At 41.7% G+C, this 17,987-nt stretch carries 14 protein-coding genes; 8 read left to right on the forward strand and 6 right to left on the reverse strand.

Annotation, left to right across the window (positions count from 1 at the left end; genetic code table 11):
- Window positions 1-377 precede the first annotated feature (377 nt).
- The gene (locus I3254_RS11905) at window positions 378-2,078 is read left to right on the forward strand and encodes an AMP-binding protein (RefSeq protein WP_238053010.1); all 1,701 of its coding nucleotides are present in this window, start codon (window positions 378-380) and stop codon (window positions 2,076-2,078) included.
- 96 nt (window positions 2,079-2,174) lie between these two features.
- Here I3254_RS11905 and I3254_RS11910 read toward each other — a convergent pair whose 3' ends face one another.
- From I3254_RS11910 to sohB, 5 genes are all read right to left on the reverse strand, one after another.
- Complete coding sequence (locus I3254_RS11910; protein ID WP_269117548.1) at window positions 2,175-3,044, reverse strand: SDR family oxidoreductase; 870 nt, start codon at window positions 3,042-3,044, stop codon at window positions 2,175-2,177.
- A 122-nt stretch (window positions 3,045-3,166) separates the two neighbouring features.
- Window positions 3,167-3,931, reverse strand: a complete 765-nt coding sequence (locus I3254_RS11915; protein ID WP_102092865.1) for a histidine phosphatase family protein — start codon at window positions 3,929-3,931, stop codon at window positions 3,167-3,169.
- Window positions 3,932-3,979: 48 nt separating this feature from the next.
- The gene (locus I3254_RS11920; RefSeq protein ID WP_238053011.1) at window positions 3,980-5,224 is read right to left on the reverse strand and encodes a phosphotransferase family protein; all 1,245 of its coding nucleotides are present in this window, start codon (window positions 5,222-5,224) and stop codon (window positions 3,980-3,982) included.
- Window positions 5,225-5,465: 241 nt separating this feature from the next.
- Entirely contained in the window at window positions 5,466-6,716 is a 1,251-nt protein-coding gene (locus tag I3254_RS11925; RefSeq protein ID WP_227526716.1) for an acyl-CoA dehydrogenase family protein, read from the reverse strand.
- 258 nt (window positions 6,717-6,974) lie between these two features.
- Window positions 6,975-7,955, reverse strand: a complete 981-nt coding sequence (gene sohB / locus I3254_RS11930) for a protease SohB (RefSeq protein ID WP_160021877.1) — start codon at window positions 7,953-7,955, stop codon at window positions 6,975-6,977.
- Window positions 7,956-8,338: 383 nt separating this feature from the next.
- Here sohB and aspS point away from each other — a divergent pair, with 383 nt between their 5' ends.
- From aspS to I3254_RS11950, 4 genes are all read left to right on the forward strand, one after another.
- Complete coding sequence (gene aspS / locus I3254_RS11935) at window positions 8,339-10,165, forward strand: aspartate--tRNA ligase (RefSeq protein WP_102092879.1); 1,827 nt, start codon at window positions 8,339-8,341, stop codon at window positions 10,163-10,165.
- 67 nt (window positions 10,166-10,232) lie between these two features.
- Complete coding sequence (locus tag I3254_RS11940; RefSeq protein WP_102092861.1) at window positions 10,233-11,264, forward strand: lysophospholipid acyltransferase family protein; 1,032 nt, start codon at window positions 10,233-10,235, stop codon at window positions 11,262-11,264.
- A gap of 133 nt (window positions 11,265-11,397) precedes the next feature.
- Complete coding sequence (locus I3254_RS11945; protein ID WP_102092860.1) at window positions 11,398-12,198, forward strand: glycosyltransferase; 801 nt, start codon at window positions 11,398-11,400, stop codon at window positions 12,196-12,198.
- 108 nt (window positions 12,199-12,306) lie between these two features.
- Window positions 12,307-13,152, forward strand: a complete 846-nt coding sequence (locus tag I3254_RS11950) for a hypothetical protein (protein ID WP_238053012.1) — start codon at window positions 12,307-12,309, stop codon at window positions 13,150-13,152.
- A gap of 59 nt (window positions 13,153-13,211) precedes the next feature.
- On the opposite strand, the gene I3254_RS11955 is transcribed toward I3254_RS11950, so the two are convergent.
- Window positions 13,212-14,378, reverse strand: coding sequence for a glycosyltransferase (locus tag I3254_RS11955; RefSeq protein ID WP_238053013.1), 1,167 nt, complete (start codon window positions 14,376-14,378; stop codon window positions 13,212-13,214).
- A gap of 260 nt (window positions 14,379-14,638) precedes the next feature.
- Here I3254_RS11955 and I3254_RS11960 point away from each other — a divergent pair, with 260 nt between their 5' ends.
- The 3 genes from I3254_RS11960 to I3254_RS11970 all read left to right on the forward strand — a co-directional run bounded on the left by I3254_RS11960 (window position 14,639) and on the right by I3254_RS11970 (window position 17,912).
- Window positions 14,639-15,649, forward strand: coding sequence for a Stealth CR1 domain-containing protein (locus I3254_RS11960; protein ID WP_238053014.1), 1,011 nt, complete (start codon window positions 14,639-14,641; stop codon window positions 15,647-15,649).
- A gap of 83 nt (window positions 15,650-15,732) precedes the next feature.
- On the forward strand, window positions 15,733-16,899 hold the full coding sequence (locus I3254_RS11965; RefSeq protein ID WP_238053015.1) for a nucleotide sugar dehydrogenase: 1,167 nt from the start codon (window positions 15,733-15,735) through the stop codon (window positions 16,897-16,899).
- Window positions 16,899-17,912 carry an NAD-dependent epimerase gene (locus tag I3254_RS11970; protein WP_160021885.1) on the forward strand — a complete coding sequence of 338 codons (1,014 nt, stop codon included), beginning with the start codon at window positions 16,899-16,901 and terminating at the stop codon, window positions 17,910-17,912. Before I3254_RS11965 ends, I3254_RS11970 begins: the two co-directional genes overlap by 1 nt.
- Window positions 17,913-17,987 lie beyond the last annotated feature (75 nt).

Genomic DNA, 17,987 nt, shown 5'->3' on the forward strand with positions numbered 1-17,987 from the left:
GTTTAACTGTAAACTATCAAGTTCTTGTATAAGAATAACAGGCACGGTTGTAGTTATGTTAATGTATTGCCAAAATGTGTCACTATACTTTCTGTTATTTTAATCTTATACAATTATGATTCATATCGATTGATTAGCAGCATTACTAGTAGCTATTTTCATTACCAAAACATTAATTGGTTTTTTAATCTGATGAGCTATTTATGCTCTGTGATTAAATCAAACTTTATAAGGGCCCCGTATTTTAGCAGTATGTGAACATATAGGATAGCACTCGACAATTTCTTGCTAACGGAACAGCGATTTAAATTGTTGACATGGATGTGACTACTTTTTTATAGAGCCTTAATTTATTTTAATATTTAAGGACGCTAATCATGACTGTAGATAAACCTTGGCTTGCTCAATACCCAGAAAATGTACCCAAGACGATTAATCCTGATCAGTATGAAAGCCTCATAGAGTTATATGAAGAGTGTTTTAACCGCTTTCGTATGCATCCGATGACTATCTGTATGGGTGTGACGCATACTTATGGTGATGTTGATAACGCTTCACTGGCAGTCGCAGCATGGTTACAAGCTCAAGGTTTACCTAAAGGTAGCGTAGTGGCTCTCATGATGCCGAACGTTCCACAATACCTACCGACTATGATTGGTATTCTGCGTGCAGGTTACGTTTGTACACCTATCAATCCGCTATATACAGGCCGTGAGCTACGTCATCAATTGAACGACTCGGGCGCTCAGGTTATTTTTGTTGTGGATAACTTTGCGCAGGCTTTAGAGCAAGTCATTGAAGAGACCAATATCAAACGTATCGTGCTATCGAAAATGGGCGATATGATGGGTCTAAAAGGTATTTTGGTCAATACGGTCATTCGTCAGGTCAAACGCTTGGTTCCAAAATACAATCTAAATGATCCTAAGTACAATGTCACTAAATTCCCTGAAGTATTGAAAAAGGGAAAAAACCTACCGATTCAAGCACCAAAAACCACCCTACAACAAAAAGCGATTTTGCAATATACAGGTGGTACGACTGGGTTATCTAAAGGTGCTGTCCTAACACAACGTAATGTCGTTGCTGCTGCTATGCAATCAGAGGCATGGTATCGCCCTGTGACCTCAGGTATCAACGAAGTATACATCAATATGGTTATGGCCTTACCGCTGTATCATATTTTTGCCTTTATGCTGAGTTTGCTCGGTATGCGTTCAGGTTATACCTTTATTCTAGTACCTAATCCGCGCGATATGCCAGGTTTTGTCAAAACCTTATCAAAACAACCGTTCCACATCTTCCCTGCTGTGAACACTCTATTTAAAGGTTTACTTGACCAGCCAAACTTTAAAGACTTGGACTTTAGCTCGTTACGTATCACTCAAGCTGGTGGTATGGCTGCTACTGAGCAAACCGCAGCACGTTGGTTAGAAGTGACTGGCTGCCCTATGGTTGAAGGTTGGGGTATGACTGAAGGCGTGGCTGGTGGTACTGCCAACGTTATCACTGACCGCAAGTTCAACGGTACTATTGGTATACCTGTACCGAGTGTCGATATTATCGTGATTGACGAAAACGGTGAGCGTGTTGGCATGCATCAAGCAGGCGAGATGTGTATCAAAGGTCCAAACGTCATGTCAGGATACTTTAATAAAGACAATAGCAATGACTTTACTCGCGATGGCTACTTCCGCACTGGCGATATCGTTAGCATGGATGAGAAAGGCTACTTTACTCTACTAGATCGTAAGAAAGACATGATTTTGGTTTCAGGATTCAATGTATTCCCGAATGAGATCGAGTCAGTTATGCTCGATTGTGATGGCATCGTCGATTGTGCTGTGATCGGTATTCCTGATGAAAATCAAGGTGAAGCGGTTAAAATTTATATCGTACCTGCCGATAACAATGTCACTAAAGAAGTCATTAAAGAATTTGCGCTAGACAATTTGACTGGTTATAAGTGTCCACGTCATATTGAGTTTGTTAGTGAACTACCAAAGAGTAACGTTGGTAAAGTACTGCGTCAAAAATTGCGTGAACAGCATATGTCAAACAACCCTCAAACCTTGTAATACTTGTCCTGCTATTTAGAGTAAATAAAAGAAGAAGCCTACTATTATTGTAGTGGGCTTCTTCTTTTCTACCTTAGGAAAACCAATTTGATTTGATTAGCTTAGTTTATTCATTACCTGTAATGGCAAGTGCTTCATCGCGTGACTGACCATGGACCAAGGTAGGCTCGGCACACAGGCTTCATCCACACCCGCTTCGATAGCCGCGACAATTGCTTTGGTACCAGTATCTGTATCAACTTCAAATGGTAATGGCTTAGAGCCTTCATTGATTTCAGTACGAATATAACCTGGGTAAATTGTAGAAACTTTAATAGGTAAATTGGTCAAAAGCATATCAGCACGAATGCCTTCTGCTAAGTGAGCCAAGCCAGCTTTACTTGCACCATAGGTCGTCAGATGCCTAGGTAATCCGCGCATGGCTGACATGCTAGATATCACGACCAAATGCCCGCTGTTTTGAGCACGGAAGATATTCATGGCGGCTTCACACTGTGCCAATGCGGCGACAAAATTGACATCAGCAGTGCGACGATTGGTTTCAAAATGCCCTTTACCAATGCGGCGGCTATCACCAATACCCGCATTGACCACTACTCGCTCAATACTACCAAAGTCATCTGAAAAAGCATCAAACACTTGAAAAACCGCATCATAATCACTCACATCTAGCGCTTGGTATTCGACTCGGATATCAGGATACTTGTCCATCATCTCCGACTTTAAATGCTCTAAACGATCAATGCGACGCGCACATATGGCCAAGTTGTAGCCAAGGCTAGCAAACAGTCTGGCCATACCCTCGCCCAGACCTGAACTGGCCCCTGTGATAAGCACCGTTTTACCTGTGCCTACTTGCTGCTTACTCAGGTCTTTTAGATAGCTTGCAGGTCGAACCGCGCCTACTATCTGGTTTTTGCTATGGCGCGCACTTTTAGCAACCAATTTTATTAATTTATTTTGCATGTACCGTCCTTTGTATATCGATATTGTACAGAATCAAATTGGTAACTTTTTAGTATAAACGTCTATAAGGCTTATACTTTAAGCAGATATGACACTACATTATCCGCAAATCATGTGTAAATTTACCGCCATGTCACAAACGGTTTACCATCAGAAAATAAATGACTGTATTCATTTAAAGACAATAAGCGAGAACTTTGATTCTTTAAAGTAATAGAGGTCACACCCGTATTAACCAAGCTTTTATTCAGCTGATAAGCGGTTTGACTGCCTTGTCGCAATAACTGTGCAGTTATTGCAGCGATGACACCGCCTGAAGTAAATACGAGTACGGTGCTGTCCTGATCTAAGCTCATACTTGCTACTTTCGTACGTACTTGTTCAAGGGCTTGCTGTGCACGATTATTAAACTGTGGCCAACTTTCAAGATAGTCTTGATCATTGTCACCAGCATGCCAGCGCTGCATCGCTTGATCAAATAGCTCAGCCAGTCGGGTAGCTGGCGATTCTGCTTTGGCGATTTCAGCTGAGATGTCAGATCGATTTCCCGATGCCTCTGCTGACTTAACAAACACGTCTTTATGATTAAATTCATCAAATTGCGGCAAAATATAACTATCAGGCTGATCAAAGTTGATTGCGGGCGCAACAGCTGTGCCATTGCTATTATTAACATGTACGGATGATTGGTAACGCTCCCAAAAATGACGTGCTGAGTCTTGCTGCCGAACCAACCTACCAGTAAATATGGCATCGATGCGGCGCTGCGTAGCTGCATAGTGCTGACCTAGCATTTGTGCCTGAACAGTGCCTAGTTCTGAGAGTTGATCATAGTTTTCTTGTCCAAAAGACGCTTGGCCATGACGTGCTAAAAGTATGGTTGTCATAAATTCTTACCTTTTATCATATTTGCTAAAGTACGGTTTGCTGAATGCTTACGCTTCAGGAGAGTCAGGTGCTTTTGCAAAATAACCTTTTGGTAAAATACTTTTGACCACTTTTTGAACAGGGCTTGGCAACTGCTCGATAGCAGCAGCATCTACGCCTATGTCTTCTAAATGCGGCTGCACATGCGCATTGAATAAGGCTTCGCCTTCATATTGCGCAATCAGTTTCAAACATTTAGCATGCATGACATGTATAACGAGCCAAGCGTTTTTGAACGCTGGATTGGTGGTTTGCTTATGATAATAACGATAGTAGATTTGCTGAATAATGCCTGAGAGGCGGAACAATCCGAACACTTCATAGAAGGTCCAGTTATCTATCTCTAAACCTGACTGTTTTAGATAATATTCAACCACTTCATCACGCGTCATCATGCCTTCTAAATGTGTTGGCTGACGACGGAACTGCTGCATGATGATATTGTCATCTTCTTCAATCCAGTAAGCCAACGCACTACCCAAGTCCATCAATGGATCGCCAAGGGTTGCCATCTCCCAGTCGAGCACGCCAATAACTTTGGTCGGCTCATCCGCATCAAGTATGACATTGTCAAAGCGCCAATCATTATGAATGATACAAGTTTTGCTATCAGCAGGCGTGTGCTTAGCAAGCCATTGTCTGACCAGCGCAAAGCTTGGTACGTTTGGCGTCTTTGCTTTAACATAACGTTTATCCCAACCACTGATCTGGCGTTCGCAATAACCTTCACCGCGACCCAAATTAACCAAATCAGGATGCTCGGTATAGTCTATCTGATGTAACTCTACCAGAGCGTCTAATACATTGGTGCAAAGCAGACGCGTTTGCTCAGGATTTAGATCGATACCTTCTGGCAATTCTGCACGAGGAATAATACCTTCCATCCGCTCCATCACATAAAAGTCAGCGCCGATAACAGCTTCATCCGTACATAGCGCAATCATCTCAGGCACATAAGGATATGCATCTTTTAACGCTTTTTGAACGGTGTACTCACGCACCATGTCATGGGCAGATTTTGCCTTGGTACCTTTTGGTGGACGACGTAATATGAGGTCTTGGTTTTTATCTTCACCTTCATACTGTAGTCGATACGTCCAGTTTGATGCGCCGCCTGAGAACTGAGTGACCGTAGGCTCGCCTATCACGTCGACACCTTGACCGCGAAGCCATTCACTGACTGCTTTAGCATCAAGCTCTTCACCCTCGCGTACGGCACCGCCTTTGTCTAGTACTTTATTATCAGTTGCCATGAGACATTCCTTATCATGTGGTCATTTATTTTTATAACAGATATGCGAGCCAGTTCTCAATTCAATTTATCTCATTCTTCTCGCTATTTTTGAAATGAGGACTCGCTCTAGTGATGAAAAATTCACTACTAAGTTGTTAATAGTGAATTCTTAATTAGCATTTTGATTGGCTTATTCTTGATAGTTGCGTGAGCAAATCAAAACTAACTCACACAACCGTTTGTTAAGATTAAGCTTAAGACTAAGCTTTGTCAGATTTAGCAGAACGACTAAAGCCCTGACGTTTTAGTTCTAGTTTGGCAATCATGGTTTTATGTACTTCATCTGGACCATCTGCCAAACGTAGTACACGTGCTTGCGCGTAGAAATTCGGTAGCAAGGTATCTTGACACACGCCCATACCACCATGAATCTGAATCGCCATATCGACGACTTCTTGTAGCACAGTTGGCGCCACTACTTTAATAGCAGAGATTTCCGTCAATGCGGCTTTGGTGCCTTGAGCATCCATTTTTTGGGCGGCGTACAATGTGAGCAAGCGTGCTTGGTCGATTTTGATACGGGCTTCGCTGATACGCTCAAAGTTACCACCCAATTGTAGTAATGGCTTACCAAAGGCAGTACGTGACATACCACGCTTGACCGCTAACTCAAGAGATTTTTCGGCAGCACCGATACAGCGCATGCAATGATGAATACGGCCTGGCCCTAGACGACCCTGTGCAATCTCAAAACCTTTACCAGGTCCACCAATAAAGTGGCTGACTGGCACACGCACATTCTCGAAGCTAATCTCACCATGGCCGTGCGGTGCATCATAATCACCAAACACTTTAAGCATACGTTTGATGTTCACACCTGGTGTGTTGACTGGCACAAGCACCATCGAATGCTGATGATGACGGTCTGCACTTTCATCCGCGGTATATGCCATCACAATCAGGACATCAACCGCTGGATCACCAAGACCAGATGACCACCACTTGCTACCATTGATGACAATCTCATCACCATCTACTACGGCGGTTGCTTGCATATTGGTTGCATCACTTGACGCCACGTCAGGCTCAGTCATACAGAATACAGAGCGTGTCTTACCTTCTAGGATTGGGGTCAGCCACTTGTCTTGCTGCTCTTGAGTACCGTAGCGCCATAACAGCTCCATGTTACCGCTATCAGGTGCATTACAGTTAAATACATGAGGTGCTAGCAAACTACGACCAGTCAATTCTGCAATAGGCGCATAATCAGTGACTGACAGTCCTGCACCTAGTGTGTCATCTGGCAGGAATAAATTCCATAAGCCTTCTTCACGTGCTTGTTTGCGCAGGTTTTCGTAGGCTTCTGGCCATTCCCAGTTTTCCCAATTACCATCAGGGTTTTTCTTATGACAATCTTCCCAGAATTGGGCTTCGATAGGCTCAATATTCGTTTCGATAAACGCTTTGACTTTGGCATGCATGGCTTGACCATGTTCTGTTGCGGTAAACATTAAATTGTCGTTAGACATAAATGACTTCCTTTTCTTTATTGATTTTCTAAATCAAATGTTGATAAAAAGCTCTACTAGAGCTTTAGTGCACGCACGTATACTGTTTTCCGTGTGCTACATTTATAACACAGCAATTGTCAATAAACAGCAAAAAGGCGCGACCAGCTAGGCCACGCCTTTTACAAAATATAAACAATGTATCCAAAAACTTCTGAGCGCTGAAATACCATTATTTAACTATCATAATGATAACTAACATTATTTCAGAATATTTAGGCGGCTGTTCAAATCAAAACGTGCAAGTGCATCAGGTAATTTATCTACAGCCATGCTCAGTGTCGCTTCTGCTGCTTGAGCCAATCCTAGCTTTTCTGCTAACGTCGGCTTCTGACGTGAATAAAGTGCGTACACTTCGTTGTCTTCCATACGCTCTAAAATATAGCTGTCTGAAGTTTGTAAACTGTCAATTAAGTTAAGCTTTAACGCATCTTCGCCATACCAATGCTCACCCGTAGCTACTTTGGCAACATCGAGTTCTGGACGATATGTATTAACAAAATGCTTGAATAGCTCATGCGTCTGCTCTAGTTCTTCTTGGTATTTGGCACGGTCTTCGGCATCATTTTCACCAAATACAGTCACCGTACGCTTATAGTCACCAGCAGTAAACATTTCATAATCGACGTCATGGTTTTTTAGCCATTTATGGAAGTTTGGCAATTGCGACACCACACCAATTGAACCAATGATAGCGAATGGCGCGGCTATTACCTTGTCTGCAACGCAGGCCATCATATAACCACCGCTTGCCGCCACTTTATCAACACAGACCGTCAGTTTTAAACCAGCATCTTTTAGGCGAACCAATTGCGCTGCGGCCAAACCATAACCGTGTACCAAACCACCGCCTGATTCGAGACGGACGATAACTTCGTCACCTTTATTTGCGGTACTAATTAAAGTACTGATTTCTTCACGCAAATGTTTGACCGCAGTTGCTTTGATATCACCGTCAAAATCGAGCACAAAAACTTGTGCCTTGTCATCAGTATGTTTTTTCTTATTTTTAGTTTTTGCTTTTAATGCTTGCTTGGCTTTTTTGGCCATGACTTTTTTGAACTGTTTGAGGGCAGCTTTACCTTGGGTGGCTTCCATCAAATCTTCACGGCGCTGCTTTTGAGCATCATTCAAATGGCGTATTTTAAGCTCAACAGGGTTTTTAGGGGGATGAAATAGCATGGTTACAAATCCTCAAGTCAGTAAATATATTAAATATATTGATATGGCTGTTTTTATTAACGTGCGGTTGATATGTGCACACTAAGTGGTGTTTTCAAGCATGATGACAATATTTAACCCAATATAAATAACGCAGAATAAATACCTCAGATACTTGCAGACTCCCGTTCTTTGATTGAACTCAGCCGGTTGTATAACAAAGGCAGATTAGGCATAATATGCGTTTATATCAAATTTTCTGCAGCCAACGTGATGACCATATGTCTTAATCGCGTTGTTTGTGTGTTTTTTTTGCAAATAGCTTGAAACGCACAACAATGGCTGCATTATTGTACTTCGAATTGGGCTGATAACTGGATAACCATATTATGACGCAAAGCACTATGACGCATAGCGAATACCGAGACGAGTATTGCGGAGCTGTAACCGAGAGCTTGCTTGAGCAAACCATTAGTATCGTAGGCTGGGTACATCGTCGTCGCGATCACGGTGGCGTGATTTTCTTAGACATGCGTGACCGCGCTGGTATCTTACAGGTCGTGGTCGACCCTGATACCCCTGAAGCATTTGCGACTGCTGATGCTGTACGTCCTGAATACGTGCTAAAGATAACTGGCCGCGTACGTCGTCGTTATGAAGGTACTGAAAATAATAATATGACCAGTGGCCAAATTGAGCTATTGGGCAAAGAAATTGAAGTACTGGCTAAGTCTGAAACACCGCCATTTCCATTGAATGACGAAAAAACGACTGTATCTGAAGACTTGCGTCTAAAATATCGTTATCTTGATATGCGTCGTCCGCAAATGCAAGAGCGTATGGTGTTCCGTGCCAAGGCAACGTCAGCGATTCGTCGTTATTTAGACGATCATGGTTTCTTGGATGTTGAGACACCTATCTTGACTCGTGCAACGCCTGAAGGTGCGCGTGATTATCTTGTACCATCACGTACCCGTCCAGGTAACTTCTTTGCCCTGCCGCAGTCACCACAGCTATTTAAGCAATTATTGATGGTGTCAGGTTTTGATCGTTATTATCAAATTGCTAAATGCTTCCGTGATGAAGATTTACGTGCCGATCGTCAGCCTGAATTTACTCAGGTGGATATCGAGACTTCTTTCTTGAACGAAGAAGAAATCATGAACATCAACGAAGGTCTTATCAAGCATTTGTTCAAGACCATGATGGATGTTGAGTTTGAGCAGTTCCCTCGCATGACTTACGCAGAAGCAATGCGCGACTATGCATCAGACAAGCCTGACTTACGTATTCCTCTAAAGTTGGTTGACGTTGCAGACTTGATGAAAGACGTCGACTTTAAGGTATTTGCCGGTCCTGCTAACGATCCTAAAGGTCGTGTCGCTGCCCTACGCATTCCTGGTGGCGCTTCATTGAGCCGTAAGCAAATCGATGCTTATACCAAGTTTGTTGGTATTTATGGCGCACGCGGTTTGGCTTATATCAAAGTCAATGACGCTAGCAGTATCAACAATGGTGTGGATAAAGAGTCTGGCCTACAGTCTCCAATCATCAAAAATATGACTGATGACGTACTTGTGAGCTTAATCGAGCGTACTGCTGCAGAAGATGGCGACATTATCTTCTTTGGTGCAGATAAAGCCAGTGTCGTGAATGATGCAATTGGTGCATTACGCCAAAAAATCGGTCTAGATCTTGAAATGACGACTTGTGAATGGGCCCCACTTTGGGTGACCGACTTCCCGATGTTTGAAGAGACTGACGATGGTCGCTGGACGTCGATGCATCATCCATTCACTAAGCCTAAAGGCTCAGTTGAAGAGTTGAAAAACAATCCAGAGTCTGCCCTTTCTATCGCCTATGACATGGTATTGAACGGTACTGAGATTGGTGGTGGTAGCTTACGTATCAATACTTACGATATGCAGCAAGCTGTACTTGAAGCCTTGGGTATTGGTGAGCAAGAAGCTGAAGACAAATTCGGTTTCTTACTTGATGCCCTAAAATTCGGTGCACCACCGCATGGCGGCCTAGCATTTGGTTTGGATCGTTTGATTATGTTGATGGTAGGCGCAAGCTCTATCCGTGACGTTATCGCTTTCCCAAAAACCAAAACAGCTGATTGCCCATTGACCCAAGCACCTGCTGGCGTTGATAGCAAACAACTGCGTGAGCTTGGTATCCGTGTGCGTGAAAAAGCACAAGCTGATACTAACAAGCCTGCTGAATAAATCGTTTGATGATGCGCGGTTGCTGTCTACAGTGCTTGTTATGTGATTCATTACCATGTGAGTGGTCATGAATCCGTATCATATTTTCAAAGTCGTGCCATTGTCTGTACTGCAGATGCTGGCACGTTTTGTTGCGTGGGTTATCATTAAGATACCCAGTCTAAGTATCATGCGTACCATTCAGATCAATCTGGCGCTGATTACTCACACACTGTCTGAGCAGCAAAAACGTGCGTTGACCAAAGACATCATCTATCATCAATGTTTGACCAGTATTGAATCTATAAAAAGCTGGGCGATGCCTCCTGAGTGGAGTATCGCTCAGATTTGTGATGTCCATAATAAAGACATTTTTTTAGAAGGTCTTGACAATCCAAATGGCATGCTTGCTATCGTCCCGCATCTCGGCACTTGGGAGATGATGAATGCTTGGCTCAACCAGTTTGGTGCGCCAACCATTATGTATAAGCCAGTTGACGGCAAATTCGCTAACGAGTTTATCCTTCAGGGTCGAGCGCGACTTAATGCCACTTTGGTACCTACTGATGGGAGCGGCGTTAAAGCCGTGTTTAAAACACTCAAGCAAGGTGGTTTTAGTATTGTATTGCCCGACCACGTTCCAGAGCCATCAGGCGGTGTTGTTGTTCCGTTCTTTGGTATCAAAACATTGACCAGTACCCTTGCCTCAAAATTGGCGAGCAAGACCAAATGTGCGCTGGTTGGCTTATCTTGTATTCGCCGTACCGATGGACGCGGTTTTGATATTTACTGCTACAAACTCAACGATCCAGCCTTGTATGACCGTAATGCTGAAGTGGCAACTCATGCTCTCAATCAGGCCATGGAGCGTATGATTACAGACAACTACAGTCATTATATGTGGGGCTATCGACGTTTTAAGCGTATACCAGACTTAGGCAATCCTTACCGAAAAGATAAAGAGACTTTAGCAGCCTTTATTCAATCTCACCATTCTAACGTTTCTAGTCGCTCTGATAGTAATATCAACGATAGCGTTAAAAATGACAATGTTGAAAGCGACAATGTTGAAAACGATAGTACTGTTAAAAATGATAACACTAAGCTCGACAATCATTAGTCATAACCAACCTAGCGTTGCACTATTTAGACGTACCATCAGTCACAGCTATGCTAATATTGGCTGAACTCTATATTCTTTTACTTTTATTAGTCCTTCATTTATCTGACTATTATCTCAATACGAGTGCATTATGACATCTGACGTAACTAAGACCTCATCTATAGACCCTCATCAAACCATCACAAATGCTGCTGAACAGCGTTATATCATCTGTATGAAATGGGGCGACAAATATGGTCCTGAATATGTCAATCGTCTCTACAACATGGTTAGTCGACATCTAACCTTGGATTTTAAAATGGTTTGCTTGACCGATGACAGCACAGGTATTGACCCTACGATTGCCTGCTATCCGATACCTGACATGGATTTACCAGCAGGTCCTGAACGTGGTTGGAAAAAACTGACTACCTTTAAGCCTGAGCTGTATGATTTAAAAGGTGTGGCCCTATTTTTAGATATTGATATCGTCATTGTCGATAATATCGATGCGTTTTTTACTTATCAAGCTGAGCATGAGGACAGTGTCGTCATCATCCGCGACTGGAAAAAACCTTGGCGCATGATTGGCAACAGCTCCGTCTACCGCTTTAATATTGGCATGAATACCTATCCTGATTTGCTGTCCAATTTTGAGCGGAACTTTGAAACCATTCGCACCCAAGTACGTCACGAGCAGGCTTACCTCTCTAACTATTTGCGTGAGCATCATCACCTAGAGTATTGGGACAAAACATGGTGTGTCAGCTTTAAGTACCAATGTATTGCGCCGATTCCTTTTAACTTTGTGCGCACACCTACTCTGCCGGATGATGCAAAAATCGTTATCTTCCACGGTGAGATTAACCCGCCCGATGCAATTGCTGGTAGTGGCGGTAAATGGTATCGGCATGTGAAGCCAAGCCCATGGTTGAAAGACCATTGGCAATAAATGCTTAGTAATTAACCATATGTAGGCAATTTATAATTAGCGTAAAGGCAGTGTATTAAGATATAAGATAGGTGAAATAAACGACTGGAAAATAGTATGGCGCTATATTTGAGATTACCTGCTACCGCTGGGTTCAACATTGATAATGAGCTCATCATTATCAATGCTTTTAATGCCAATGAACCTGAACAAAGCCTGCATGGAAAAGACGTCAATATTATCGCCTCAGGACCATCTATACAGCAGCTGCCGTTAGCAGAGCTCCTAGATACGCCTACTATTTTTGTTAATGGCAGTATCAGCCTGGTTGGGCAGCATCAGTTTACCGATATTGCTGGTTACGTCATCAGTGATGCGCGCTTTATCAATCATCAGCCTGAGATTTTACAGCAGTACTATACAGGGCAACCTCTATATGCAACGTTAGCTGTCTTTGAAGCGATGGCCACCACGCACCCTGATATTATGCGAACGTACCATCATGCCATGCGAGTGTTGTACCCAGTAGATAGGCCATGGGGAGTGAAGTCAAACAAGCTATCTTTTAATAAGCTGATCTTTAAGAAAAAATTACTCAATAAAAAAATGCCGCTATCCTACTTTATCAATAATCCAAACTTTATTATTGATAGTAATCATAAAGCGGCTGACATCGGCGTCTCTCTTAACATTACTCATGGATTTGTGGAAGCAGGAACCGTTGCTTATGTCGCAGCGCAATTGGCGTTTTCGCGTCAAGCAGCGTGTATTCATCTATATGGTATTGACCTGCTTAACAGTAAGCAACCACGGTTTTATGAAAATAAAAACAATAGTGCACCAAGTATGCTCAGCAAAGTCATGAACGAGCGCATTGTGCCTTCGTTTAACTTGCTCGGCAGAATCTATCAATCGCATGGTGTTCCTGTCATCAATCACTCTCCTATCTCTAAATCGCTATTCGACACTTTCTAGTTAATGACTCGCAGTTAATAACCTTTACTTAATTGCGTTTAATTAAGAACCACTACAAGTTATAAACCCTCATTTTTATCTGAATCTAAAACATAACCAAACGCTAAGTACTGTCTTGCAATATGTTCAGGCAGTAACTGCTGGTTTAGCGGCACGATATAATCTGTAAGGTTGTCTATGGCTTGATCGATGAGAGTGGCCAAGCCATCAATATCACCTACCGCAATCAAGTTCTGCTCGGGTAATAGCTCTCGTGGACCAAAAGGACAATCCGTACTGATTACTGGTACGCCCAGTGCTTGCGCCTCTACGATGACATAGCCAAAGCCTTCAAACTTAGAGGTGAGTACCATCAGTGCAGCTGATCTAATTAATGGATAAGGGTTGGTCTGGAAGCCTAAAAACTTAATACAATCGCTAATATTTAGTTGGACAGCCAACTGTTCAATCTCTGCTTCAAGCCTACCTTTACCTACTAGCACTAATGGCAGCTTTCGTTCTGTTTTGGCATACGCCTGTAGCAAGTCTCGATGACCTTTCATGTCATCAAATGAGGCGACATGTATAATGTACTCTTTATCTACTAATCCGAAATGTTCAAGATGGCTAGATGCTGCTGCTTTGGTCTTTATACCAGTAGCATCACAAGGATTATAGATTGTTGTGGTTTTGGTGATATTTCCTATAAGAGCAATCAAATCTTGGTGTGCACCCTTACTCACACAGCTACAAGGATGAGCGCCATAGACCAGTTTCAAATGATTTATAGTCTGTACTGGCGACTCTAATAACTGGTTTTGGAACTGCTTAGATAGCGCCGTATGCAGTACATTTACGATGTTTGGCAACTGGCTATATGCCATCATCCAGTTTATTTTATAGATATTAGCCAGTATCAAATCTGGCTTCCCTATTTGGCTAAGCACGTAAGTGTCAATACGCTTAGCGACTGATTCGTAGGCTTGTGCTTGCGTAGATTCTGGGTCGAGATTCTGCTCAGAAAACACCTCATCATATGGCACGATGTGATATTGCACACGAGCGTCTAGTAGCATATCTTGCGTCGCTTCCAAACATAGAATATGAGTACGATAGCCCATATCTGCATAAGTGCTTGCCAACGTCGCAACCATACGCTCAGCACCGCGACCTTCAAGCGCTTTTAAAATAAATAGAATAATAGGTGGCATTGGTGTCTCAGCTTGGTTTTTTAACGGTATAGGCATGATAGGTTAGCCAAATGAATGCATCTATGGTCATAATTATTGCAGCGTTCTAACTTTATATGCTAGTCTCACCTACCGCTGGTGCTCGGCATTTACTCAGTAAAGTACGAGCAGGATTTAACGGTATCTCTATAAAAAATGATAATAAGTCTAACTATCTGAATCGATTAAACCTTGTTAATAATCGCATCAGCAAATATCATAGCTGGTCTAATATAGCTACTAAAATAGATGCATATCCGATGAGAGCAGGATCAGTTATGAAGCAGCCTAATGAAAGTACATTAGACATCGTCATTGCTTGGGTAGATGGCGCAGATCCTATACTCAAACAAAAGCGAGAACAGTATAAGCCAACTAAAGAAGTGGCATCTGACGCAATAACTGACACGCGTTTCGCCAGTGACGATGAGATATATTATAATATTGCTTCTATCATCAAATATGTGCCTTTTTGTCGTCATATATATGTCGTCACAGATCAACAAAAGCCAGCGTTCATCGATGAGTTTGCCAAGCAAGGTATTTGCTCAGCAGATAAAATACGCATTGTTGATCATAAGGACATATTTTTAGGTTATGAAGAATTTTTACCGACCTTCAACACTCGATCAATTGAGACGATGATTTGGAATATCCAAGGATTGTCTGACTATTTTATCTATATGAACGATGATTTCTTTTTTAATCAACCAGTGACGATAGATGACTTTTTAGACAGTGAGAAGCTAATCATTCATGGTGAGTGGCGTAAAAGTGCTGCTTTGAATGCCAAGCTTAATTTTCGAAAATCACGCTTTAAATTGTTTGGCACATCGATACAGCCAAGGCATACTATCGCGCAAATGTTAAGTGCTAAAATACTGGGCATGAATCAGTTTTTTGAAATTCATCATTACCCTCATATTGTCGATAAAAACATCTTAAAGTCCCATTTGTTGAATCATCCGCAATTATTGACCGAGCAGATAAAATACAAATTCAGAGATGTCGCCCAAGTTAACCCTATAACACTGATGAATCATCTGAAAATTCAAAAAAGCGAAGCACACTTAAAGCATAATACCTCTATCAACTATCTAAAAAATGAGAATAGCGTAGAGGACTTTATCATTGCTTTAGAAGATAAAACTATCAAATATGGTTGTATTCAAAGTTTGGATCTTTTGAAACCAGATTTGTATAAAAAAATCAGTCAAGCTATGAGGCACAAGTTCTTAGATTATCTGCCTAATTCCGTGTTAGAAAACACAAATAATGAGCCTAAATGAATTCAGACTAAGCTTGAACTATAATGATGATTACTCACTCTTGATTTAAACCAATAAAAGCTTAAAAATTACTTGGATATATTATGAAAATAGCAGTAGTAGGTACAGGCTACGTAGGCTTATCGAATGCAATGCTGTTAGCACAGCATAATGAAGTCGTTGCTGTCGATGTCATCGCTGAAAAAATAGCCTTGTTAAATGCCAAGCAGTCTCCTATCGAAGATACAGATATCGAAGATTTTTTATTGCATAAAGAGCTCAATTTTTCTGCAACGCTGGATGCCAAAGAAGCTTATAAAGATGCAGATTTCATCATCGTTGCCACGCCGACTGATTATGATACCAAGACCAATTATTTTAATACATCAACGGTAGAATCAGTGATTGAGCAAGTACTTTTTGTCAATCAACAAGCGACCATTATTATTAAGTCCACAGTACCAGTGGGCTATACAACAAGTATCAGAGAACGTTATGCGACTGATCGCATTATTTTTTCGCCTGAGTTTTTGCGAGAAGGTAAGGCACTACATGACAACCTTTATCCTTCACGTATCATTGTAGGCGCACAGTCTGAGCAGGCTCGAATATTTGCCAATCTTTTACTTGAGGGTGCAGTCAAAAAAGATGCACCGCTGTTATTTGTAGAGTCTACTGAAGCTGAAGCGATCAAATTATTTTCTAATACTTATCTAGCGATGCGCGTGGCTTATTTTAATGAGCTTGATACTTATGCGCAAACCTTTGGACTTGAGACCAAACAAATCATCGAAGGGATTGGCTTAGACCCTCGTATTGGCAATCATTATAATAACCCTTCTTTTGGCTATGGCGGCTACTGTCTGCCCAAAGATACTAAGCAGTTATTAGCAAATTACGATGAAGTACCAAGCAACCTAATAAAAGCCATTGTCGATTCTAATAGGACTCGCAAAGACTTTATTGCAGATAAAATCATCGAAAGACAGCCAAAAATCGTGGGAATACATCGCCTAGTGATGAAAAGTGGGTCAGATAACTTTAGAGCATCTGCCATACAAGGCATCATGAAACGTATCAAGGCAAAAGGTATCGAGGTTGTTGTCTACGAACCTGTGCTAAAAGAAGACAATTTCTTTAATTCGCGTGTGATTCAAGATTTAGAAACCTTTAAATCAGTGAGTGATGTCATTGTCGCAAACCGCCTATCTGACGATATAAAAGATGTCGCAGACAAAGTATTCACTCGCGATCTGTTTGGGAGCGACTAATGAAAATACTGGTCACTGGTGCGGCAGGTTTTATTGGTTTTCATTTAATCAAGGCGATACTAGAAACAGATCTATCTGCTAGGGATTACTGTATCGTTGGTATCGACAATATCAACGACTATTATGATACAGATCTAAAAGAAGCGCGTTTGAGAATATTAGGTGAGATATCAGATCCAGAAATTTTTACATTTATTAAGTTAGATCTGGCTGATCGTGAAGCCATATCTGAGCTTTTTGCAACCTATCAATTTGATACAGTTGTTAATTTAGGTGCCCAAGCAGGTGTGCGCTATTCTATCGAAAACCCTAACGCGTATATCGACTCAAATGTGGTTGGCTTTGTTAATATTCTAGAAGGCTGTCGTCACCACGATATTAAGCACTTAATCTACGCAAGCTCTAGCTCTGTTTATGGTATGAATATAAAGCAGCCATTTACCACTGCTGATTGTGTTGATTTTCCTATCAGCCTATATGCCGCTACCAAAAAATCCAACGAGCTTATGGCACATAGCTATAGTCATTTATATAATATACCTACGACAGGATTAAGGTTTTTCACCGTTTACGGTCCTTATGGTCGACCTGATATGGCGTACTTTTCTTTTACTAAGAAAATTCTGGCTGGCGAGCCAATTAATGTATTCAATAATGGTGTTATGCAGCGTGACTTTACGTATATTGATGATATCGTCAACGGCATTATTCGTATAATTAATAAGGCCCCTTCGCCCCAGCATTCTACTATTACGACTGCAGCTGCCCCCTATAAGATTTACAACATTGGTAATAATCAGCCAGTCACTTTGCGCCGTTTTATTACTGCTATTGAAAACGCTTGTGGTAAAAAAGCGCAAGAAAACTTATTGCCTATGCAAGCAGGCGACGTACCGATTACTTACGCCGATATAGATGAGTTGGTAGAGGACATTGGCTTTAAGCCTGAAACCAGTATCGAAGAAGGTATCAAACAATTTGTTGACTGGTATAAACAGTATTATTCAGTCTAAACAAACAACAATGATCTCTAAGACTTATATTATAGAGATTACGGCGCTAATATCTTTATATATTTTTAGAGGATT

It is taken from the genome of Psychrobacter sp. Ps2 (assembly GCF_022129405.1).
GTDB lineage: Bacteria > Pseudomonadota > Gammaproteobacteria > Pseudomonadales > Moraxellaceae > Psychrobacter.

Bases quoted from the DNA above. Each gene is read 5' to 3' on its own strand.
- I3254_RS11905 (WP_238053010.1), top strand. From the start codon at position 378: ATGACTGTAGATAAACCTTGGCTTGCTCAATACCCAGAAAATGTACCC.
- I3254_RS11910 (WP_269117548.1), bottom strand. From the start codon at position 3,044: ATGCAAAATAAATTAATAAAATTGGTTGCTAAAAGTGCGCGCCATAGC.
- I3254_RS11915 (WP_102092865.1), bottom strand. From the start codon at position 3,931: ATGACAACCATACTTTTAGCACGTCATGGCCAAGCGTCTTTTGGACAA.
- I3254_RS11920 (WP_238053011.1), bottom strand. From the start codon at position 5,224: ATGGCAACTGATAATAAAGTACTAGACAAAGGCGGTGCCGTACGCGAG.
- I3254_RS11925 (WP_227526716.1), bottom strand. From the start codon at position 6,716: ATGTTTACCGCAACAGAACATGGTCAAGCCATGCATGCCAAAGTCAAA.
- sohB (WP_160021877.1), bottom strand. From the start codon at position 7,955: ATGCTATTTCATCCCCCTAAAAACCCTGTTGAGCTTAAAATACGCCAT.
- aspS (WP_102092879.1), top strand. From the start codon at position 8,339: ATGACGCATAGCGAATACCGAGACGAGTATTGCGGAGCTGTAACCGAG.
- I3254_RS11940 (WP_102092861.1), top strand. From the start codon at position 10,233: ATGAATCCGTATCATATTTTCAAAGTCGTGCCATTGTCTGTACTGCAG.
- I3254_RS11945 (WP_102092860.1), top strand. From the start codon at position 11,398: ATGACATCTGACGTAACTAAGACCTCATCTATAGACCCTCATCAAACC.
- I3254_RS11955 (WP_238053013.1), bottom strand. From the start codon at position 14,378: ATGCCTATACCGTTAAAAAACCAAGCTGAGACACCAATGCCACCTATT.
- I3254_RS11960 (WP_238053014.1), top strand. From the start codon at position 14,639: ATGAAGCAGCCTAATGAAAGTACATTAGACATCGTCATTGCTTGGGTA.
- I3254_RS11965 (WP_238053015.1), top strand. From the start codon at position 15,733: ATGAAAATAGCAGTAGTAGGTACAGGCTACGTAGGCTTATCGAATGCA.
- I3254_RS11970 (WP_160021885.1), top strand. From the start codon at position 16,899: ATGAAAATACTGGTCACTGGTGCGGCAGGTTTTATTGGTTTTCATTTA.